This is a genomic window from Arthrobacter agilis (assembly GCF_030816075.1).
Taxonomy (GTDB): domain Bacteria; phylum Actinomycetota; class Actinomycetes; order Actinomycetales; family Micrococcaceae; genus Arthrobacter_D; species Arthrobacter_D agilis_E.
This window is the reverse complement of the sequence record NZ_JAUSXO010000001.1, coordinates 3374495-3394620: the sequence shown is the minus strand read 5'-3', so window position 1 is coordinate 3394620 and position 20126 is coordinate 3374495. Positions and strand designations below refer to the sequence as shown.

Genomic DNA, 20126 nt, shown 5'->3' with positions numbered 1-20126 from the left:
CGGGGTAGCGGCGCGGCAGGGAACAAACGGCGTAATGCATGCGTTTGCATGGACATGCCGGCGCCCGCCAGGCCGGCCCCATCAAGGAGGACAGCGTGACTGCACAAACCGAAGGTCTCCACCACGTCACAGCGATCGCCGGTGACCCCCAGCGGAACATCGACTTCTACATCAGGGGGCTGGGGCTGCGGCTCGTCAAGAAGACCGTCAACTTCGACGACCCCGGCACCTACCACCTCTACTACGGTGACGAGTCCGGGCGCCCCGGCTCGCTCCTGACCTTCTTCCCGTGGCAGGGCATCCGCAGCGGACGCATCGGCAGCGGTCAGTCGACCACCACGGCCTTCTCCGTACCGCAGGGCACCCTCGGCTGGTGGCAGGAACACTTCAGGGGCCTCGGGGTCGAATCCGCCGTCTCCCGCGCCTCGTCCGAGGAGGAGCGCCTCTCGCTCCGTGACCCGGACGGCCTGCAGATCGACCTCGTGGCCTCCTCCGTCTCCGACCCGCGCAACCCGTGGGACTCCGCCTCCGTGCCCGCCGAGTACGCGGTGCGCGGCCAGCACTCCTCCGTCCTGACCGTCCAGGACCCCACCCGTACCCTCGAGACGTTCACGCGGGATCTCGGCATGACGGTCCTCGGCGAGAAGGACGGCCGCTACCGTCTGAGCACGCACCGCGGCGAGCCGGGCACGGTCGTCGACGTCGTCACGGATCCGCGCGGCGAGCGCGGGCTCGTGGCGGGCGGCACGGTGCACCACATCGCGTTCCGCGTCCCCGACCAGCAGACCCAGGAGCTCTGGCGCCAGGAACTCGCCGAGCGCGGCTACGGGGTGACGGCGATCCTCGACCGGCAGTACTTCACCTCGATCTACTTCCGTGAGCCGGGAGGCACGCTCCTGGAGATCGCCACCGATACCCCGGGGTTCGACATCGACGAGCCGCTGCTGGAACTCGGCCGTTCCCTGAAGCTGCCGCCGTGGCTCGAGCCGAACCGCGAGGCCATCGCCCACTCGGTCGCGAAGATCGACCTGCCGGCGGAGAACAACCCCGCCGTCCAGGCGTTCTTCAGGAGCTGACATGACCACGACACACGAGTGGCCGCACCTGTTCGCGGCAGGAGCGGCCGACACCCCCGTGCTGCTGCTCCTGCACGGCACGGGCGGCACCGAGCACGACCTCCTGCCGCTCGTCGAGCGTCTCGCACCCGGCGCGGGTCATCTCGCGCCACGCGGACCCGTGCAGGAGCACGGGTCGAACCGCTGGTTCCGCCGCTTCGGTGAGGGCGTGTTCGACGTCGACGACGTCGTCCGCCGCGCGGGTGAGCTCGCCGCATTCGTCGGCTGGGCGCGGGACCACTACGGGATCGGCGACCGCCCGCTCGTCGCCGTGGGCTTCTCCAACGGGGCGAACATCGCGCTCGCCACCGCGCTGCTGCACCCGGACGCCGTCAGGGACGCCGTCGCGTTCTCCGGCATGTACCCGCTGGAGGGGCGCGCCGTGGAGGCGGACCTCTCCGGCTCGTCGATCGCCCTGTTCAACGGGCAGTCCGACGCCATGGCTCCGATCGACAGCGTGGTCCGCGTCGGTTCGATCCTCGAGAGCCGCGGCGCCGAAGTAGACCGGAACGTCCGCGAGGGCGGCCATGGAATCCATCCCGCGGAAGTGGACGGCGCAGCCGCCTGGATCGCCGCACATACCCGGAAGGTACTCGATGACTGAAGCACAGCACGACCTCGCCGCGAAGGCGACGACCCTCGCCCGGCTGCACTCCGCCCCCGGGATCCTGCAGGTCGTTAACGTCTGGGACGTCATCAGTGCGAAGACGATCGCCGCCGTCCCCGGCACGAAGGCGCTCGCCACGGCGAGCCACTCGATCGCCGCGTCGCTCGGTTACGAGGACGGCGAGAACATCCCCCTCGAGGAGATGATCACAGCCGTCGGGCGGATCGCCGCCGCGACGGACCTGCCCGTCTCCGCCGACCTCGAGTCCGGCTACGGCGACCCCGGGGACACGGTCCGCCGCGCGATCGGCGTGGGGATCGTCGGTGCGAACATCGAGGACCAGATGCGGCCGCTGCCCGACGCCGTGGCGCAGATGGAGGCCGTCCTCCGGGCCGGGACGTCGGAGGGCATCGACTTCGTCCTCAACGCCCGCACGGACGCCTTCGTGAAGGCGGGCGACCGTGCTCCGGCGGACGTGCTCGCCGACGCCGTCGAACGCGGCAGGGCCTACCTGGCCGTCGGTGCGACGACCGTCTTCGTCCCCGGGCTGCTGGACGAACACACCGTGACCGCCCTCGTGGAGGCCTTCGGCCCGCAGCGCCTCAGCGTCATCAACGTGCCGGGGAGCCTCGCGCCGTCGCGCCTGGAGGAGCTCGGCGTGGCCCGCATCTCCTACGGTCCCTGGACGCAGCGCGTGGCGCTCACCGCGCTGGCCGGTGCCGCTCGGGACCTGCTCGCCGACGGCGCCCTGCCCGAGGGTACGCTCCCGCTCAACTAGGCCCGCGCCCCGACCCCGTGGGCCCCGGCCCGCCCTCGACGGGCGGGCCGGGGTGTGCGGCGTCGAGCAGTCCGACGATCCGCTCCCAGTCCTCGGATCCGGGGGTGATGACGGCGAAGTGGTCTCCCGGGGTCAGGACCAGTTCCGCCACGGCGCCCGCAGCCGTGGCCGCCGCGACGTAGCCCTCCGACTGGCCGAGCGGCACCGTGGTGTCCTTCGTGCCGTGGACCGCGTACACGGGGACATCGAGGGGTATGGCGGTCATCGGGTCCGCGAGCCGGTACCGCTCCGCGTCCTCGGGGGCGCCCAGCAGGTTCTCCACGGCGTCGTCGCTCAGGCGCAGCTCCCGGGCCGCGCGGAGGTCCAGGACCCCCGCCTGGCTGATGACGGCTGTGAGCGGCACCCCCGGCGTCCCGGCGCCGGGGGCCTCCGGGGGCAGCCCCGCCCTGCCCGCCGCCCAGACGGCGAGGTGCCCGCCGGCCGAGTGGCCGAGCGCCGTCGTGGACCCCAGGTCCAGCCCGTGCTCCGCGGCGGCGCCCGCGAGGGCGTCGATCCCGGCGGCGACGTCGTCGAACGTGGCGGGCCAGCCGCCCCCGTTGCCTGCCCGCCGGTACTCGAGGTTCCAGCAGGCGTATCCGCGGCCCGTGAGGTCCTGTGCGAGGGGCTCCCCCAGCTCCGCGCCGTAGGTGGAGCGCCAGTAGCCGCCGTGGATGAGGACGACGACGCCGCGGACGGTGAGACCCGGGGCGGGCAGGTAGAGGTCGGCGAACTGGCTGGGGTCCGCTCCGTAGCCGTACCGCTGCGGGGCCCCCGCGGCAGCGCCGCCGGATCCGGTGCCGGGCCTCCTGCCGGACCCGGACCCGCAGGCGGTGAGCACGAAGGCTCCGGCGGCGGCGAGCAGGGCGAGGAGGGAGCGTCGGCCCACGGGGTACGGCGGTTTCACAGCTGAAGCGTAACCGTCGGCCGGGTTGGCTACGATGAAGTCTCCCCTTCGGAAAGGCACGCGGTATGGGCGCATGGGATGATCTCGACGAACGGCTGAGGCCGGCCGTCGAGGCGCATACGCGTGAGTACGAGCGCGTCCGGCCGGCCCTCGACCGCGTCACCGTCGCCATGCGGGACAGCATCGAGGCCATCTTCGACGGCACGGACCTCAAACCGCTGTTCGTCACGGCACGTACCAAGACCGTGGAGTCCTTCCGCGACAAGGCGTCCCGCACGCTGCCCTCCCCCGAGACGGGTGCACCGCCGATCCTGGTGTTCCCGGATCCCCTGCGCAACCTCACCGACCTGGTGGGGGTCCGCATCATCACCACGCTCCCGCACGAGGTGGATCTCGCGGCGAACCTGCTCAAGCGCCAGCGCCACGAGTTCGACTGCCGCGGCGACCGGGAGAAGGACATCGGGTCCATCGAGTCGGGGACCTACGGCTATTCGAGCCGCCACCTCATCATGCGCACCATCCACAACGAGGTGGTCCGTGCCTTCCAGCAGACCGTGGACCCCGAGACGAAGGCCGCGGGGAGCTACCTGTTCGAGGTGCAGGTGCGGACCGTGCTCGCGCACGCCTGGTCGGAGATCGAACACGACATCCGCTTCAAGGCGTCCAACCCGAAGGCCTGGAGCCCGTACTTCGACCGGCAGTTCACCGGGACGGCGGCCATGCTCGAGACCGTGGAATCGGCCTTCGCGGAACTGCACGAGCGGTACGAGACGGTCACGGGGTTCTGGGACGAGGACGGCGAGGGCAGCGCACCCCTGACGCCCAACCGCATCCGCGACGTCTGGCAGACCCTGCTGCCGCACGTGGACCGGAAGACGGACGACAACTGGGGCTGGGCCGCGGAACTGCTGGCCGCCCACGGCCTGAAAACGACGCTCGAGCTCGTGGCCCTGCTGCAGGCGGACACCATCACCACGGTCCGCAAGGCGCTCGACCACCGGTACTCCCCCGGCCCGGACCGGCTCCTGGACGACATGCTGCTCTGGCATTACGGCGAGCGGCACATCGACCTCACCGCCGAGCCCGCCGACGTGGAGAGCACGCCCCGCAGGGACAGCCTCCAGCGCCGGTACCGGCAGATGGAGCTGTACCGGACGCTGCACCCGGCCTAGCCGCCCGGCCCGGGCGCCCGGCCCGGGCGCCGGTCGGCCGCGATGGCGGGGCCGGGTGCCGGTCAGCCGATTCCCGCCCGGTATTTCGCGGCACGGCGCTCGAGGCGGTCGTCCGCCGGGAGCTCCTTCACGCGCGCCAGTTCGTACTCGACCGCGCGCGCCATCCGCCCGCAGAAGGCCCGGCCCTCCTCGGCGGCGTCGGGCCGTTCGTCCACCACATGGTCGACGACGCCCCGGCGGACCAGCGCGGCGACCTTCACGCCCTGGGCCTCCGCCATCTCGGGTGCGCGGTCCACGGTGCGGTGCACGATGGCGCTGGCACCCTCGGGCGGCAACGGCGAGAGCCACGCGTGCTCGGCGGCGATGGTGCTGTCCGCCGGCAGCAGGGCGAGCGCACCGCCCCCCGCGCCCTGCCCGAGCAGCAGGGAGACCGACGGGGACGCGAGGCCGATGAGGTCGTGCAGGGACCGCGCGATCTCGCCGGCGAGCCCGCCCTCCTCGGCCTCCCTGGAGAGGTCCGCCCCGGCGGTGTCGATGACCGTCAGCAGGGGCAGGCCGAGTTCCTCAGCGAGCTTCATGCCCCGCCGCGCCTCCCTGAGGGACGCCGGCCCCATGACGGACTCGCCCGGCTCACGCGGACGCTGGTGTCCGAGGACGATGCAGGGCTGGTCCCCGAAGCGCGCCAGGGCCAGCAGGAGGCCGGGATCCTTCTCACCCTGGCCGGTCCCGTTGAGCGGCAGGACGTCCCGGGCACCGTAGGCGAGGAGGCGGCGGAGATCCGGGCGCCTCCGGTTCCGGGAGACGAGGATCGACGCCCAGGCGTCGCCGGTGCCGGGGCGGACGGCGGCCGACGGCGGCCGTTCGGGCATCACGGCGGGCCGCGCGAGGAGGACGGTGAGGGCCCTGTCGACAATGCCCGCGAGGTGCTCGGGCGGGACGACGGCGTCGATGAGGCCCTTGTCGAACAGGTTCTCGGCGGTCTGCACCCCGGACGGGAACGGCGCCCCGTACAGCGCCTCGTACACGCGGGGCCCCAGGAACCCGAGGAGGGCGCCCGGCTCGGCGACCGTGACGTGGCCGAGCGATCCCCACGAGGCCATGACACCACCCGTCGTCGGGTGCCGCAGGTAGACGAGGTAGGGCAGGCCTGCCTGCCGGTGCGCCCGCACGGACGCGGTGATGTCCACCATCGACAGGAACGCGGGGGTCCCCTCCTGCATGCGTGTGCCGCCCGACGCCGGTCCGGCCAGCAGGGGTAGCCGCTCCGCCGTGGCCCGGCGGATCGCCGTGGTGATCCGGTGCGCGGCGGCGGCGCCGATCGAGCCCGCGAGGAAGGTGAACTCCGACACGATGACGGCCACCCGGCGGCCGTGGATGAGGCCTTCCCCCGTCAGCACCGACTCGTCCGCACCGCTCTTCCGGCGTGCCCGCTCGAGTTCCTCCTCGTAGGCGGGCGTCGCGCCGGGGTAGGGCGTGGGGACGTCGGCGTCCCACGAGGTGAAGGACCCGGCGTCGAGCACCGCGCCGATGAGCTCGAGGGCGGTGAGGTGCCGCGCGGGTCCGCTCACGCCCCGGATCCGCCCGGTGCTGCGAGCCACGCGCGGATGGCGTCGCCGTCGCCGTCGAGCAGGGGCGGGGCGGTGTGGCCCGCCGGCGTGGTCTCGGTGGGGCCGTCGAAGAAGCGCAGCGGCGGCCCGGGTAGGGCGATCTCACCGAGGAGCGCGTGCTGCACGGTGAGGAGGAGTCCCTGCGAGTGCACCTGGTCCCAGGCGTAGACCTCGTCGAGGGTGCGCACCTTGCCGGCGGGGATGCCCGCCTCGTTCAGCCGGGCGAGCAGCGGTTCCGCCTCGTACGCGGAGAAGGCGTCCTCGACGACGCCGATCAGCAGGTCCCGGTTCCGCACCCGGTCGGCGTTGGTCGCGAACTCCGGGCGGCCGCCGTCGAGCCCGAAGGCGGTGGTGAAGGTGGCCCACAGTTTCTCGCTGCCCACGCTGATCTGCACCTTGCCGCCGCGGCAGTTGAACAGGCCGTAGGGCGCGATCGAGGGGTGGTGGTTGCCCTGTGCCTGCGGCACCTCGCCCGCGACCGTGGTGCGCGTGCCCTGGAACGCGTGGACGCCGATGATCGCGGCCAGCAGGGAGGTGCGGACCACCTGGCCCCTGCCCGTGCGTTCCCGCTCCAGCAGTGCCGCCACGGCGCCGTAGGCCCCGTACATGCCGGACAGCAGATCGGCGATGGGCACGCCGACGCGCTGGGGGTTGTCCGGGTCGGGCCCGGTGAGGGACATCAGCCCGGCCTCGCCCTGGACGATCTGGTCGTAGCCGCTGCGCTTCGCCTCGGGGCCGTCGTGGCCGAACCCCGTGATGGAGAGGATGACGAGGCCCGGATTCAGCTCGAGCATCGCGTCGGTGGAGAAGCCGAGGCGGTCCAGGACGCCGGGCCGGAAGTTCTCGACGACGACGTCCGCGCGGCGCAGGAGTTCCGTGAGGACGCCCCGTCCGTCGTCGCTCTTGAGGTCGAGGGCGATCGATTCCTTGTTCCGGTTGCAGGAGAGGAAGTAGGTGGCCTGGCGGTCCTCCTCGGGGCCGACGAAGGGCGGGCCCCAGCCGCGGGTGTCGTCACCCGTGCCCGGCGTCTCGACCTTGATCACCCGCGCGCCCAGATCCCCGAGCATCATGCCGGCGTGCGGTCCGGCGAGAGCCCTGCTGAGATCGACGACGAGGCGTCCGGCCAGCGGGCCTCCCCGACCCGTCGTCCCGGCGGTGGTGGTTTCGGCGCTCATGTCTTCCTCCGGTGGTTGTGGGTCGGTCGGGTGGTGAGCTGCTCAGAGCCAGCCGGGCACCACGAGGACGAGCCAGGCGATCACCGGCCCGGCGACCACGATGATCGCGCCGTAGCCGAGGATCTGCTTGTAGAAGCGGTCCTTGTCCGTCCCCTCGGGCGCGTTGGCGAGGACGAGGGCGCCGTTGGTGGAGAACGGCGAGACGTCGACGATCGTGGAGGACACCGCGAGCGCGCACACCACGCCGACGGCGCCCACGGCGCCGGTCTCCAGGAACGGGATGGCCAGCGGGATCAGGGCCGCGAGGATGGCCGTCGAGGACGCGAAGGCGGAGACGACGGCGCCGATGTAGCAGATGAGCAGTGCTGCGAGCAGCGGCATGCCGAGGCCGGCGACGCCGTCGGAGACGTACTCGATGGTGCCGGCCGCCTGCAGGACGCCGACGAAGGTGAGCATGCCGCAGATGAGCAGGACGGTGGACCAGGCGATCTTGTTCACGGCCCCGCTCTGCGCCTTCGGGGAGATCAGGGCGAGGACGACGGCCACGGTGATGGCCACGAAGCCGACGTCCACGCTGAAGCCGAGGGAGATGACGGCGAGCGCGATCAGCCCGAGGATGGTGGCGGTCTGCGAGATGCGGTCCTCGCGGGTCCGGGTGGCCACGACGCCGTCGCCCGCCGGGTCCCGCGGCCCGTAGGTGCCGCTCCCGGTCCCCTTGTAGGCGACATCGGCCCGGCGTGCACCCGCGCTCGCGTTCAGGCGCGCCTCGGCGGCTTCCTCCACGAACTGGGAGACACGCGAGGACATGAGGGTGCGGCCGCCGAGGACGATGAAGAGGATCACGGCGATGAGCAGGTTGAAGATGAAGCTCGTGAGGAAGACGGCGAGCGGACTCGACTCGAACCCGGACTCGCCCACGATGTCGTTGACGATCACGCCGTACACCGCGATGGGCGAGAATCCGCCGGCCTGCGCGCCGTGGACGACCATCATGCCCATGAGCAGCGGGGAGATCCTGTGGCGGGCCGCGAACCCGAGCGCGACGGGCGCCATGATCGCCACGGCGGCCGGCCCGAGGGCACCGACGGCCGTGATGACGGCCGTGATGAGGAACATGACCCACGGGATGAGGGCCACGCGATTGCGGACCAGTTTGACCGCGCCCTGCACGAGGAGGTCGATCGTGCCGTTGTTCTGCGCGATGGCGAACAGGTACGTCACCCCGACGAGTGTGAGGAACAGGCCGCCCGGGAACTCGGCGATGATGTCGTCGGTGTCCATCCCGAGGAACACCGCCCCGAGGAGGAATGCTCCGACGAAGGCGAGCGCGCCCATGTTGATGGGCAGCAGGGTGGCGATCAGGAACATCGCCGCGAGGATGATGATCGATAGGAGCGGAGCGGACATCGTTATCCTCCAGCGGGCGACGGATGGGATCTGTGGTGTGACCTGCAGCACAGGACCACTGGCCTAGCCTGTAGGAGAGTGGGCGTCCCTGTCAATCGGTGACCGGTAGCATGGTCGCACCACTACCCCGGGGAGAGCCAGAATGAGCGACGTCGCCAGCCCGCAACCACTGGGGCGTCTCGCTCGCCCGCGGCTGTACGAGCAGCTCGTGGAACAGCTCCTCGGCTACATCGAATCGGCCAGGCTGCAGCCCGGCGATCTCCTGCCGGCGGAGCGGGATCTCGCGGAACGGCTCGGCGTCTCCCGGGCCACCCTCGCCCAGGCGCTCGTGGCCCTCGAAGTGCTCGGGGTGATCGACGTGCAGCACGGGACGGGCGCCGTCCTCCGCCACCGCGCGAGCGTGGCCAGCGTCATCAAGGGGCTGCGGGAGCATCGGAGCAGGCTGCCCGACATCGTCGAGGCACGCAGCACGCTGGAGGTCCGGCTCGCCGCCCTCGCGGCCATGCGCCGCACCGACGAGGACCTGGCCGCGATCGACGCCGCCCTCGCGGCCATGCAGCGGGAGATCGACGACGGCGACCGCGGCGCGCACGGTGACGAACTCTTCCACCAGGCCGTCACGGCCGCGGCACACTCCCCCGTCATGGCGCAGCTCATGGCCTTCATCGGCGAGATGGTCCTGGAGACCCGCCTCGAATCCCTGGCCCAGCCCGGTCGGCCGGAGCAGTCGCTCGCCTCGCACCGGGGGATCGCCGACGCCATCCGGGCACAGAACGCCGTCGCCGCCGGCGATGCCATGCAGCAGCACATCGAGCTCGTCTCGGATGTCGCACTGCTGAAATAGCAGGAAGATGGCGGCGGCGGCCGGCCCCCCGAAGAGGACCGGCCGCCGTCGCCCGGCGGCGCGCGGGTGGCGCACGAGGGGAATCAGGCCTCGGACACCTGCGCCGCCAGGTTCGCTAGCGTGGAGTCCAGGGCCTCCTGGGACACCTCGGGGAAGCTCAGCTGCTTGAGCATCGCCTTGTCCGTCACGGCGGACCAGTCGTAGGTCACGGAGACGTCCGTGGAGTCCGGACCGGCCGATACGAAGCGCCAGACCCACTCCCAGCCCGGGGGCTCCTCACCTGCCGGCGCCGTCTTCCAGGCGATGAGCTTGTTCTCGTCGTAGCCGATCACGTGATTGTCGGTCTGGTAGTCACCGCCCATCTTGTCCCAGTGCTGATTCATCGTGAAGACCTGCCCGGTGGCGGTGATGCGATCGGACTTGCTGTCCGACTGCACCATCCCCGAGCCGTCCAGGGCCGCGTGGTGGGCGGGGTTCGACAGGAAGGCGAAGATCGCGTTGGCGGGTGCGTCGATGGTCCGTGTTGCGGAAATGCTCGTGTCGGTCATGCGGCGTGCTCCTTCTGGTTGTGGGCGACGGGTTTTACTTCGCGTCGTCCGGCGAAGATTCGTCGAGCGTCCAGCCGGTGATGGCCTCGAGGTCCTTACCGGCGTCCCGCGTGTACTGCCAGGCGCGCTGCCGCTGGTCCTGCAGGTCCTGCCGGAACAGCGCCTGCGTCGCACCGAGCACCGGCACACGGTCGATGACGTCCATGGCCAGCTGGAACCGGTCGATCTGGTTCAGCATGGCCATGTCGAACGGCGTCGTCGTGGTGCCTTCCTCCTTGTAGCCGCGCACGTGCAGGTTCTCGTGGTTGGTCCGCCGGTAGGTCAGGCGATGGATGAGCCACGGGTAGCCGTGATAGGCGAACACCACGGGCTTCGACGTCGTGAACAGCGTATCGAAGTCCCGCGCCGACAGTCCGTGCGGATGCTCCGAACTGTCCTGCAGGCGCATGAGGTCCACCACGTTCACCACGCGGATCTTCAGCCCGGGGATGGCCGCCTTGAGCAGTCCCGCCGCGGCGACGGCCTCGAGCGTGGGGACGTCACCCGCGCAGCCGAGCACCACGTCGGGCTCCACGCCCGGCTCCTCGGAGCCCGCGAAGCCGAAGATGCCGATGCCACGCCTCACGTGCAGGTGCGCCTCCTCCGGCCCGAGCCAGGTGGGGGTGGGCTGCTTGCCCGTCACGATCACGTTGACGGTGTCGCGTGTCTGCATGCAGTGCTCGGTCACGGCGAGCATCGTGTTGGCGTCCGGCGGGAGGTAGACCCGGATGATGTCCGCCTTCTTGTTCATCACGTGGTCGATGAATCCGGGGTCCTGGTGGGAGAAGCCGTTGTGGTCCTGCTGCCAGACGTGGCTGGAGAGCATGTAGTTGAACGAGGCGATCGGCATGCGCCAGGACAGCGTGCGGTGCACCTTGAGCCATTTCGCGAACTGGTTGAACATCGAGTCGACGATGTGCACGAAGGCCTCGTAGCAGTTGAAGACCCCGTGGCGGCCGGTCAGCAGGTAGCCCTCGAGCCAGCCCTGGCAGAGGTGCTCGCTCAGCACCTCCATGACCCGCCCGGACCGTGCGAGGTGCTCGTCGACGTCCTCGATGCGCGGCTGCCACACCTTGTCCGTCACCTCGTAGACGGCGGAGAGGCGGTTCGACGCCGTCTCGTCCGGCCCGAACAGGCGGAAGTTGTGCGGATTGCGCTCGATGACGTCCCGCAGGTAGCCGCCGACGGTGATCATGGGGCTCACCTTCTCCGCGCCGGGATGCGACACCTCGACGGCATGGTCGGCGTAGGCGGGCAGCACGAGGTCGCGGAGCAGCCGGCCGCCGTTGGCGTAGGGCGTGGCGCTCATGCGGAGATCCCCGCGGGGGGCGAGCGAGGCGATCTCCGGCCGCAGCTCCCCCGCCTCCGTGAAGAGCGACCCGGGGTCGTAGGACCGCATCCAGTCCTCGAGCTGGCGCAGGTGCCCCTCGTTGGTGTGGATCTCCGAGAGCGGCACCTGGTGGGAGCGCCAGGTCCCCTCCACGGGATTGCCGTCCACGACCGCCGGACCGGTCCAGCCCTTCGGGGAGCGCAGCACGATCATCGGCCATCGCGTCGCGCCGGCGTCGGCCCCGGCCGGAGAGGTGCGTGCCGCGTCCTGGAGGGCGTGGATGTCGTCGATGCACGTGTCGAGGACGGCGGCGAAGTCCCGGTGGGCGGCCTCGGTGGCCGAGGGGTCGGACACCGTGACGAAGTGCGGCTCGTACCCGTACCCGTACATCAGCTGCCGCAGCTGCTCCTCGGGCATGCGGGCGAGGACGGTCGGGTTGGCGATCTTGTAGCCGTTGAGGTGCAGGATCGGCAGGACGGCGCCGTCGACCGCCGGGTCCACGAAGCTGTTCGAATGCCAGCTCGTGGCCAGCGGTCCGGTCTCCGCCTCACCGTCACCCACCACGGCGGTGGGGCGATCAGTCCGGGGTTGTCGAACACGGCGCCGTAGGCGTGGGCGAGCACGTAGCCCAGCTCCCCGCCCTCGTGGATGGAGCCGGGTGATTCGGGCGCGGCGTGGGACGGGATGCCGCCGGGGTAGCTGAACTGCTTGAACAGGGCGTTGAGCCCGGCGCCGTCCTGGCCGATGCCGCTGTAGACCTCGGAGTACGTCCCCTCGAGCCAGGCCTGGGCGACGACGGCGGGCCCGCCGTGGCCGGGGCCCGTGACGAAGAGCATCTCCTGACCGCGCTCGGCGATCACGCGGTTCAGGTGGGTGTACACGAAGTTGAGCCCGGGCGTGGTGCCCCAGTGGCCGAGCAGCCGCGCCTTCACGTCCTCCCCGGCGAGGGGGCGGGTCAGCAGGGCGTTGTCACGCAGGTAGATCTGGCCCACCGAGACGTAGTTGGCGGCCCGCCACCAGGCGTCCAGCCGCTGGATATCGAGCGTGCTCATATATGCCTCCTGGGTGATATTCCGTGGATGTGCGGGGTTCAGAGCTCGAGGACCACGTCCGACGGCGTCTTGTCGGGTCGCCAGCCGCGCCAGACCGGATGCCGCAGGCGGCCGGTACCCGTGTGTTCGCTGTACTGGACCTCGCCGACGAGGGAGGGCCGGACCCAGTGGGCGTCGGACGCGTCGACGCCGGGGACGTCGGCGAGCGGCGCCGTCTTCCGGCCCAGCTTCTTGAGGCGGGCGCCGACCTCCGCGAGGTCCCGCTCCGTCAGGCCGGACCCCACGCGGCCGACGTAGCGCAGGTCGACGCCGTCGGGGACGGCGACGAGCAGGGACCCGATCTTCGAGGCGCGCGTACCCTTGCCCGGCCGCCAGCCCACCACCACGACCTCCTGGGTGCGGAGATGCTTGATCTTCAGCCACGACGAGGACCGCGCGCCGGGCTGGTAGTCGCTGGTGAGCCGCTTGGCCATGATCCCTTCCAGGCCCAGCTGCCGGCTCGCCTCGACCGCCTCCCCGAGGGTCGCGTCGATGGCCGGTGGGACCTGGATGTGCCCGTCCTCCGCCGCGTCCACCGCGCGCTCGAGCAGCTCGCGCCGCTGACGGTACTCGAGGCGGGTCACATCGGTGCCGTCGAGCTCGAGCAGGTCGAACAGCATGAGGCGGACGGGCGTCACCTGGCGGACGGCCTCGATCTCGGCCCGGTGGGTGAGCTTCATGCGGGTCTGGAGCAGGCTGAAGTCGGGGCGGCCGCGGGGGTCGAGGGCCACGATCTCGCCGTCGAGTACGGCGCTGTCGGCGTGGACGAGGTCCCCGAGGTCCCCGAGCTCCGGGTAGGTGGGCGTGGTGTCGATGCCGTTGCGGCTGGCCAGGGTCACGGTCCCGTCCCTGACCGTCGCGATGCAGCGCACGCCGTCCCACTTCATCTCGTAGGCCCAGGCGTCGGGGTCGGGGATGGCCTGCTCGGAGCCGAGGGTGGCCATCATGGGCCGGACGGGCACCGCCGAGGGCGCAGCGGGGACCGGCGCGTTGGCGTCGGCGGCAGGTGCGGGAGCGGGATCCGGTGATGCCGGCCCGCCCGCCTCGCCTCCCGCTCCGTGCTGCGCCTCCGCGGGCTGGTCCTTCATGAGGTGGATCAGCCAGTTGCTCCTGCCGCTCGATCCGCCTCCGGTATTGATGAGCGCATAGCGGCGGATGGCCGTGCCGCCCTTCGCGAGGCCGCCGTCGGCCCGTCCGTGGAGTGTGCAGATGACCTCCTTGCCGTCCCTCCACTTCTCCAGCTCGTACGTGCCGGCGTCCCAGATGGTCACCTCGCCCGCACCGTATTCCCCATGAGGAATAGTTCCCTCGAACGAGCCGTAGTCGAGCGGGTGGTCCTCGGTCTGCACGGCCAGGTGGTTCCTGCTCGGCGTCAGCGGCGGACCCTTCGGCAGGGCCCACGAGACGAGGACGCCCTCGTGCTCCAACCGGAAGTCGTAGTGGAGCCGGCGGGCGTGGTGTTCCTGGATGACGAAGCTGTTGCCGCCGGCCGGGCCCACCGCGTCGGGGACGGGTTCGGGCGTCTTCGCGGCGTCACGCATGGCGCGGTACGTGGACAGGCGGTCCGGGGGCGCCGCGCCACCCCCGCTCCTGGCACCGCCGTCCCCGTCGTCCCCGGCGTCCCCGTCGTCTGCGGGAAGGTCCGGGGTGGCGGGGGCGAGGAGGTCCCCGAACTCCTGGACCCGCTGCGCCACGTCCTGGTGGTCGAGGTGCCGGAGGTCCTCGTCGTCGAGCTCCTCCCACCTGCGCGGGGCGGCGACGGTCGGCTCGAAGCGCCCGCGCAGGGAATAGGGGCTCACGGTCGTCTTGTTCGCGTTGTTCTGGCTCCAGTCGACGAGCACCCGGCCCGGGCGCAGCGCCTTCTTCATGTCGCTGACCGCGATGTCCGGGTGGTCGGCCTCGAGCGCCCGGGCGAGTTCGCGGGCGACGGCGGACACCTGCTCGGAGGTCTGCCGGCCGTCCAGCGCACAGTAGAGGTGGATCCCCTTGGATCCGCTCGTGACGGGGAACGGCTCGAGTCCCATGCCCTGCAGGATGGGCCGGGCGAGCAGCGCCACGGCGGCGCAGTCGGCCAGCCCCGCGCCGGGGCCGGGATCGAGGTCCAGGACGAGGCGGTCCGGGTTGCCCCGGGCGCCGTCCGCCGTGAAGCGCCACTGGGGCACGTGGATCTCGATGGCGGCGATCTGCCCCAGCCAGGTGAGGGTGGCGAGGTCGTCGACCAGGGGGTAGACGTTCGTGTGGTCCTTGTGCTGGATCGCGCGGCGCGGCACCCAGTCGGGGGCGTTGTCGTCGATGTTCTTCTGGAAGAACATCTCGCCCGGCTCCTCCGGCGTCCCGACGCCGTGCACCCAGCGCTTCCGCGTGACCGGCCGGTGCCGCGCGTGCCGGATGAGGTGCGGCGCGACGGCGGCGTAGTACGCGAGCACGTCCGCCTTGGTGGTGCCCGTGGCCGGGTAGAGCACCTTGTCGAGATTGGAGAGACGCAGCGTGCGTCCGTCCACGGTGACGGTCTGCTGCCGTGCCGTGCGCGGAGGAGCCATGTCCCCAGTCTTGACCGGATGCCGGGGACGGTCCAGTACCAATCGGCCGGGGCCGCCGGGTCCCGGCCCTGGTGCTAGTCCCCGAACTGCTCGCGGTACCGGGCGACGTAGGTGTCCCACAGCGCCGGGTCCTGGCCGAGGCTGCGCTTGTTGAGGAAGTCGTCGAGCCCGGCGATGGTGAGGTGCCAGCCGGCGGCCATGGTGGCCGAGTGCCGGGGGCTCCCGGGGGTCAGGAGGAGCACGAGCCGGGTGCCGTTGTCACTGGTGCGGGTGAGTTCCCAGCGGAGGCTGTCCCTCTCCCACGTGTAGGCGAGCACGGTGGGCCGCTCGGCCTCCAGCACCGTCCCGCGCAGGGGCTTCTGGTCGGCGTACCGGAACAGGATCTCCGCCTCGGCGCGCGGCTCGAACTCCATCTCGCACGGGAACCAGTACTTCAGCTTCTCGGTCTCCGTCAGGTGCTTCCACAGCACGGTCGGCGGGAACGCGAACTGGAATTCCAGGCGCAGGACGGTACTGCCGTCGTCGCTGGTGGACTTGCTGACGATGGGCTCTACGGTCTCGGAGGTCACCTCCCAAGTCTAGGGGTGGGCGGGCGGGGCCCTCTGGCACGCTAAGCCTGCTTGGTGTTCACTTGACCCATGAGAGCCATCTGGAAGGGTGCGGTCGCGTTCGGGCTGGTCAACGTGCCGGTCAAGGTCTACAGCGCCACCGAGGACCACGACATCCCCCTTCACCAGGTGCACGACGAGGACGGCGGCCGCATCCGCTACCAGCGCCGCTGCGAGATCTGCGGGGAGGTGGTCGACTTCAAGCACATCGACAAGGCGTACGACGACGGCGAGCACACGGTGGTGCTGACCGAGGAGGACCTCTCGTCCCTGCCGGTCGAGAGGAGCCGCGAGATCGAGGTCGTGGAGTTCGTGCCCAGCGACCAGATCGACCCGGTCATGTTCGACCGCGCCTACTACCTCGAGCCCGACAGCACCTCGACCAAGGCCTACGTCCTGCTGCGGCGCACCCTCGAGGAGACCGACCGCACGGCGATCGTGCAGTTCTCCCTCCGGCAGAAGAGCAGGCTGGCCGCGCTGCGCGTCCGCGGGGACGTGCTCATGCTCCAGACGCTCCTGTGGGACGACGAGGTGCGGGAGGCCTCCTTCCCGGCCCTCGAGGAGAAGGTGCGCATCTCCGCCAAGGAGAAGCAGATGTCGGCAGCACTCGTCGACTCCTTCTCCACGGACTTCGACCCGGAGAACTTCACCGACGACTACCAGGTCCAGCTGCGCACCCTGATCGACGCGAAGATCGAGAAGGGCGACACGATCGACACCGAGGAGACCTTCGGCGCGACCAAGGACGACGACGACGGCGACAACGTGCTCGATCTCATGGAGGCCCTCCGCCGTAGCGTCGAGAAGAACCGCGAGAAGAAGGCCGGGGCCACCAAGGCCACCGGCGCCTCGAAGAAGAAGGGCGCGTGATGGGATTCTTCACCGACAGCCTCGGGCGCCAGACCGTGGCGCAGAAACCGAACGCACCGATCCTCGGATGGGCGCTGTTTGGCGCCGCCTCCTTCATGGCCCTCGAGGAGCGGAACCGCGAGCGCCTCCGCCTCGCCAGCTCCGTCTGCCTGGGGGTGTGGGCCGCCCTCGAGGTGATCTCCGGGCAGAGCGGGTTCCGGCGGAGCTCGGGCGCGCTGACGCTCTCCTGGCTCCTGCGGAAAGTCCGGTAGCACGGCGGGCGCAGGCCCCTTGTCCAACCCCGACCGCAGGTTTAGCATGCTGACCGACGGCTCCATCGCCACCGTCGAGGATCCCGATGTCCTGGCCGCCGGCACATCCGTCCGTTCGTCGGAGGAAGCATGCAGCACGCGCTGGAGCTACGGGACCTGACCAAGCTGTACGGCACGCGCACGGCGCTCGACGCCGTGTCCCTCACCGTCCCGCCCGGCAGCGTGGTGGGGGTGATCGGCCCGAACGGGGCCGGCAAGACCACCACCATGCGTCTGATCCTCGGCCTGATCAGGCCGAGTGGCGGCTCGGCGACCGTCCTCGGCGCCGACCCCTGGCGGGCCGGACCGGACCTGCGCCGGCGGATCGGATACCTGCCGGGAGAGCTGCGGCTCGACAGCCGCAGCACCGGCGCGGACCTGCTCGAGCACTTCGGGCGGATCTCCGGCCCTGTGGACGGGCGCTTCCGGAGCGAACTGGTCGAACGCCTCGGCCTGGATCCGTCCCGCCGCGTCGGTACCCTCTCGAAGGGCAACAAGCAGAAGCTGGGGCTGGTCCAGGCACTCATGCACCGCCCCGAACTGCTCGTCCTCGACGAGCCGACCTCGGGCCTGGACCCCCTGGTCCAGCGCGAGTTCCTCGCCCTGGTGCGGGAGGCGAAGGCGGGGGGTCAGGCCGTGTTCCTGTCCTCCCACGTCATCTCCGAGGTGCAGCACGGCGCCGACCACGTGGCCGTCCTCCGCGAGGGCCACCTCGTCCGTTCGGCGCGCGTCGCGGACCTGCGCGACGAGGCCCCCCGTTCGGTGCGGCTCGAGATGGACCACCCCCTGACGCCGGCGCAGGCCAGGGCCCTCGACCTCGCGGGCCTGGAGATCCTCACGATGCATCCGGCACCCGGCACCCCCGACGGGCGCGTGGTCGTGGAAGGCCGCCTGTCGGGTTCGCCCGCGGCCCTGATCCCCCTCGTGGCCGAGCTCGCACCCCAGGACGTCGTCATCGAGGAGCCCGACCTCGAACAGGCGGTCCTCGGCCTCTACGCGCAACCCGTCCCCGTCCCCGCCGGAGCACGCCGTGGCCGCTAGCACCCTCCCCCTCGTACGCCACACCCTCCAGCGCTCCCGCGCCGGGCTGATCGGCTGGTCCGCGGGGCTCGTGGCGGCGAGTCTGCTCTACCTGCCGATCTATCCCTCCATGGGCGCATCGGGCCAGCTCCAGTCCGTCGTCTCGTCCCTGCCGCCGGAGCTCGTCTCCACCCTCGGCTTCGACATGATCACCACGGGCGCGGGCTACGCGCAGGCCACCCTCCTGGGGCTGATCGGTTTCGTCCTGCTGACCATCGCCGCGGTGGGCTGGGGAGCGGCGGCGATCGGAGGCGAGGAGGAGAGCGGCGCCCTCGAACTCACTCTCGCGCACGGTGTCACGCGCATCCAGGTGGCCCTGGAGGCCGCCCTCGCCCTGGCCCTCCGGCTCGCCGTCGTGTGCGCGGTGCTGCTGGCGGCCATCCTCGCGCTCGACGGACCCTCCGAACTCGGGATCCCGGCAGGCCATGCCGTCGCCGGGACGCTCGCGCTGTACCTGCTGACGCTGCTGAGCGGTCTCGCGGCGATCACCGCCGGCGCCCTGACCGGATCCCGGACGGCGTCGATCGCGGCGGGCGCGGCCGTAGCCGTCCTCGGCTACGCCTTCAACGCGCTCGGCAACCAGGCGGAGGCGGCGCGGTGGGTGAAGGACCTCTCACCCTACGACTGGGCCTTCACCCCGGCACCGCTCGCGAACGGGTTCGGGAACGGTGCGGGGGGCGCGATGGCGCTCATCCTCGGCCTGTGCGGCGTCCTGGTGGTGGCCGCCGTCGTCGGGCTGTCCCGCCGCGACATCGGCCGGTAAGCACTGCCCGGTAAGACGGCCGGTAGCACCGCCCGGTGGCGCCGCCCGGTAAGACGGCCGGTAAGACGGCCTGGTAGTCCTCCCGGGAGGACGCTACTGGCGGTACCCCTCCACCTGGCTGATGGGGCGGGCATCGGCCTCGCCCGGGTCCTCACCGGCGTCGGCCTTCGCCCGGCGCTGGCGGAGCAGGTCCCAGCACTGGTCGAGGTGCTCCTCCACCTGCTTCAGGCGTGCGGCGTGGTCCTGGTGCGCCTCGCCTGCGCCGGCGTCCTGCGGCTGCTCACGGAGCTCGTGTTCCTCCTGGACGAGTGCCTGGATGCGCTGGAGGAGGTCCTGGTTGTCCATCGTGCGGTCCCTTCGTCATCGCCGTCCCGGCGTGGGCCGGATGATCAGCAGGCTTTTCTTCAGGCTACTGAGGCCGCAGGCGGTTGGCCAGCACGAGCACCGGCAGATCCGTGCGGACCGGGAGGAGCGGCCAGGGGAATTTGGCGCGGCGCCCGGATGCCCTAAGCTGTTGGAGAACCAATTGCCTGTGTAGCTCAGTCTGGTAGAGCATCCGCTTCACACGCGGAAGGCCCGGGGATCGAGGCCCCGCGCAGGCACGAGGATCAGCCGGAGACGGCATCACAGAAGGCCCGTACCGATTCGTCGGTACGGGCCTTCTGCGTTGTGCGGTCCGATGTTCGTCGTGGGCGAACACCTCGAGGGTTAGCACTCGCAGGGGTCGAGTGCTAACATTTTTCGTAGTTGAGCGAAGGACGCTCAATCTTCAGTACTCCACCTACCGGTGGCATATGCGAAGGAGTTGTTTCCAGTGGCCATGAAGTTCGATCCATTCCGCGAGCTGGACCGCGTTGCCGGCGCCCTCCTCGAGAGCCGCCCCGGACTGCGCCTCATGCCGATGGACCTCTACCGCGAGAAGGACCACTACATCCTCTCGGCGGATCTTCCGGGCATCGATCCCGGATCGGTCGACATCGACGTGGACGGCCAGCTCCTCACCATCCGCGCGGAGCGCACGCTGCGCAGTGCCGAGGGCGTCAAGTGGCTGACCCGTGAGCGCGAGAGCGGCTCGTTCCTCCGCCAGCTCAACCTGGGCCAGGGCATCGACACCGAGGGCATCTCCGCCCGGTACGAGAACGGCGTGCTCAACGTGATGATCCCCGTCAGCGAACGCGCCAAGCCGCGCAAGATCGAGGTCATCAGCGGCGAGTCCTCGACGCCGATCCAGTCCGGCGCCGTGCAGGGCTCGGGCACCCAGGGCGCCGTCGAGTCCTGATCCCCTACCAGTACCCCCGGGCTTCCCGCCCGGGGGTACT

At 71.0% G+C, this 20126-nt stretch carries 18 protein-coding genes, 1 tRNA gene and 1 pseudogene; 11 read left to right on the top strand and 9 right to left on the bottom strand.

Annotated elements, in window-relative coordinates; translation table 11 throughout:
- The first annotated feature begins 95 nt into the window (after positions 1-95).
- From QFZ50_RS16005 to QFZ50_RS15995, 3 genes are read left to right on the top strand one after another with little or no spacing between them, the layout of a single operon-like run.
- Complete coding sequence (locus QFZ50_RS16005) at positions 96-1076, top strand: ring-cleaving dioxygenase (protein WP_307085819.1); 981 nt, start codon at positions 96-98, stop codon at positions 1074-1076.
- Position 1077: 1 nt separating this feature from the next.
- Positions 1078-1719: an alpha/beta hydrolase gene (locus QFZ50_RS16000; RefSeq protein ID WP_307085817.1), complete on the top strand. Its 642-nt coding sequence runs from the start codon at positions 1078-1080 to the stop codon at positions 1717-1719.
- Positions 1712-2500: an isocitrate lyase/PEP mutase family protein gene (locus tag QFZ50_RS15995; protein WP_307085815.1), complete on the top strand. Its 789-nt coding sequence runs from the start codon at positions 1712-1714 to the stop codon at positions 2498-2500. The genes QFZ50_RS16000 and QFZ50_RS15995 overlap by 8 nt, the downstream gene beginning before the upstream one ends.
- On the opposite strand, the gene QFZ50_RS15990 is transcribed toward QFZ50_RS15995, so the two are convergent.
- Entirely contained in the window at positions 2493-3443 is a 951-nt protein-coding gene (locus QFZ50_RS15990) for an alpha/beta fold hydrolase (protein WP_373462284.1), read from the bottom strand. The two genes, QFZ50_RS15995 and QFZ50_RS15990, sit on opposite strands and share 8 nt — an antisense overlap.
- Before the next feature lie 65 nt (positions 3444-3508).
- Here QFZ50_RS15990 and QFZ50_RS15985 point away from each other — a divergent pair, with 65 nt between their 5' ends.
- Positions 3509-4615 carry a GTP pyrophosphokinase gene (locus tag QFZ50_RS15985; protein WP_307085813.1) on the top strand — a complete coding sequence of 369 codons (1107 nt, stop codon included), beginning with the start codon at positions 3509-3511 and terminating at the stop codon, positions 4613-4615.
- Positions 4616-4677: 62 nt separating this feature from the next.
- On the opposite strand, the gene QFZ50_RS15980 is transcribed toward QFZ50_RS15985, so the two are convergent.
- Genes QFZ50_RS15980 through QFZ50_RS15970 form a run of 3 tightly spaced genes read right to left on the bottom strand, consistent with a single transcriptional unit; the run spans position 4678 to position 8804 of the window.
- Entirely contained in the window at positions 4678-6183 is a 1506-nt protein-coding gene (locus QFZ50_RS15980; RefSeq protein WP_307085811.1) for a carboxyl transferase domain-containing protein, read from the bottom strand.
- Positions 6180-7397: a CaiB/BaiF CoA transferase family protein gene (locus QFZ50_RS15975; protein ID WP_307085809.1), complete on the bottom strand. Its 1218-nt coding sequence runs from the start codon at positions 7395-7397 to the stop codon at positions 6180-6182. The genes QFZ50_RS15980 and QFZ50_RS15975 overlap by 4 nt, the downstream gene beginning before the upstream one ends.
- A gap of 42 nt (positions 7398-7439) precedes the next feature.
- The gene (locus tag QFZ50_RS15970; protein ID WP_307085807.1) at positions 7440-8804 is read right to left on the bottom strand and encodes an SLC13 family permease; all 1365 of its coding nucleotides are present in this window, start codon (positions 8802-8804) and stop codon (positions 7440-7442) included.
- Positions 8805-8946: 142 nt separating this feature from the next.
- Here QFZ50_RS15970 and QFZ50_RS15965 point away from each other — a divergent pair, with 142 nt between their 5' ends.
- Positions 8947-9648, top strand: a complete 702-nt coding sequence (locus QFZ50_RS15965) for a FadR/GntR family transcriptional regulator (protein ID WP_307085806.1) — start codon at positions 8947-8949, stop codon at positions 9646-9648.
- Positions 9649-9731: 83 nt separating this feature from the next.
- On the opposite strand, the gene QFZ50_RS15960 is transcribed toward QFZ50_RS15965, so the two are convergent.
- The 4 genes and pseudogenes from QFZ50_RS15960 to QFZ50_RS15945 form a co-directional block, all read right to left on the bottom strand.
- The gene (locus QFZ50_RS15960) at positions 9732-10196 is read right to left on the bottom strand and encodes an SRPBCC family protein (RefSeq protein WP_307085804.1); all 465 of its coding nucleotides are present in this window, start codon (positions 10194-10196) and stop codon (positions 9732-9734) included.
- A gap of 34 nt (positions 10197-10230) precedes the next feature.
- Positions 10231-12617 (bottom strand): annotated as a pseudogene (locus tag QFZ50_RS15955) (phosphoketolase family protein).
- 38 nt (positions 12618-12655) lie between these two features.
- Entirely contained in the window at positions 12656-15196 is a 2541-nt protein-coding gene (locus QFZ50_RS15950; RefSeq protein ID WP_307085802.1) for an ATP-dependent DNA ligase, read from the bottom strand.
- 74 nt (positions 15197-15270) lie between these two features.
- Complete coding sequence (locus QFZ50_RS15945) at positions 15271-15765, bottom strand: SRPBCC domain-containing protein (protein WP_307085800.1); 495 nt, start codon at positions 15763-15765, stop codon at positions 15271-15273.
- Between the two features lie 69 nt (positions 15766-15834).
- On the opposite strand from QFZ50_RS15945, the gene ku reads away from it, so the two are divergent.
- The 4 genes from ku (at position 15835) to QFZ50_RS15925 (ending at position 18807) form a co-directional block, all read left to right on the top strand.
- Complete coding sequence (ku, locus tag QFZ50_RS15940) at positions 15835-16674, top strand: non-homologous end joining protein Ku (protein ID WP_307085798.1); 840 nt, start codon at positions 15835-15837, stop codon at positions 16672-16674.
- Positions 16674-16925, top strand: a complete 252-nt coding sequence (locus tag QFZ50_RS15935; protein WP_307085796.1) for a hypothetical protein — start codon at positions 16674-16676, stop codon at positions 16923-16925. Before ku ends, QFZ50_RS15935 begins: the two co-directional genes overlap by 1 nt.
- A 129-nt stretch (positions 16926-17054) precedes the next feature.
- Positions 17055-18005, top strand: a complete 951-nt coding sequence (locus QFZ50_RS15930) for an ABC transporter ATP-binding protein (RefSeq protein WP_307085794.1) — start codon at positions 17055-17057, stop codon at positions 18003-18005.
- Complete coding sequence (locus QFZ50_RS15925; RefSeq protein ID WP_307085792.1) at positions 17995-18807, top strand: ABC transporter permease subunit; 813 nt, start codon at positions 17995-17997, stop codon at positions 18805-18807. The genes QFZ50_RS15930 and QFZ50_RS15925 overlap by 11 nt, the downstream gene beginning before the upstream one ends.
- 93 nt (positions 18808-18900) lie before the next feature.
- Here the strand turns inward: QFZ50_RS15925 and QFZ50_RS15920 are convergent, their stop codons facing one another.
- Complete coding sequence (locus QFZ50_RS15920) at positions 18901-19152, bottom strand: DUF2630 family protein (protein WP_307085790.1); 252 nt, start codon at positions 19150-19152, stop codon at positions 18901-18903.
- A 183-nt stretch (positions 19153-19335) separates the two neighbouring features.
- Between QFZ50_RS15920 and QFZ50_RS15915 the strand changes: the two genes are divergently transcribed.
- A tRNA-Val gene (locus QFZ50_RS15915) sits at positions 19336-19409 on the top strand.
- Between the two features lie 218 nt (positions 19410-19627).
- Entirely contained in the window at positions 19628-20086 is a 459-nt protein-coding gene (locus QFZ50_RS15910) for an Hsp20/alpha crystallin family protein (protein ID WP_307085788.1), read from the top strand.
- Positions 20087-20126: the final 40 nt, after the last annotated feature.

Coding starts and splice junctions, on each gene's coding strand:
- QFZ50_RS16000 (WP_307085817.1), top strand. CDS start 1,078: ATGACCACGACACACGAGTGGCCGCACCTGTTCGCGGCAGGAGCGGCC.
- QFZ50_RS15995 (WP_307085815.1), top strand. CDS start 1,712: ATGACTGAAGCACAGCACGACCTCGCCGCGAAGGCGACGACCCTCGCC.
- QFZ50_RS15985 (WP_307085813.1), top strand. CDS start 3,509: ATGGGCGCATGGGATGATCTCGACGAACGGCTGAGGCCGGCCGTCGAG.
- QFZ50_RS15975 (WP_307085809.1), bottom strand. CDS start 7,397: ATGAGCGCCGAAACCACCACCGCCGGGACGACGGGTCGGGGAGGCCCG.
- QFZ50_RS15970 (WP_307085807.1), bottom strand. CDS start 8,804: ATGTCCGCTCCGCTCCTATCGATCATCATCCTCGCGGCGATGTTCCTG.
- QFZ50_RS15965 (WP_307085806.1), top strand. CDS start 8,947: ATGAGCGACGTCGCCAGCCCGCAACCACTGGGGCGTCTCGCTCGCCCG.
- QFZ50_RS15960 (WP_307085804.1), bottom strand. CDS start 10,196: ATGACCGACACGAGCATTTCCGCAACACGGACCATCGACGCACCCGCC.
- QFZ50_RS15950 (WP_307085802.1), bottom strand. CDS start 15,196: ATGGCTCCTCCGCGCACGGCACGGCAGCAGACCGTCACCGTGGACGGA.
- ku (WP_307085798.1), top strand. CDS start 15,835: ATGAGAGCCATCTGGAAGGGTGCGGTCGCGTTCGGGCTGGTCAACGTG.
- QFZ50_RS15935 (WP_307085796.1), top strand. CDS start 16,674: ATGGGATTCTTCACCGACAGCCTCGGGCGCCAGACCGTGGCGCAGAAA.
- QFZ50_RS15930 (WP_307085794.1), top strand. CDS start 17,055: ATGCAGCACGCGCTGGAGCTACGGGACCTGACCAAGCTGTACGGCACG.
- QFZ50_RS15920 (WP_307085790.1), bottom strand. CDS start 19,152: ATGGACAACCAGGACCTCCTCCAGCGCATCCAGGCACTCGTCCAGGAG.
- QFZ50_RS15910 (WP_307085788.1), top strand. CDS start 19,628: ATGAAGTTCGATCCATTCCGCGAGCTGGACCGCGTTGCCGGCGCCCTC.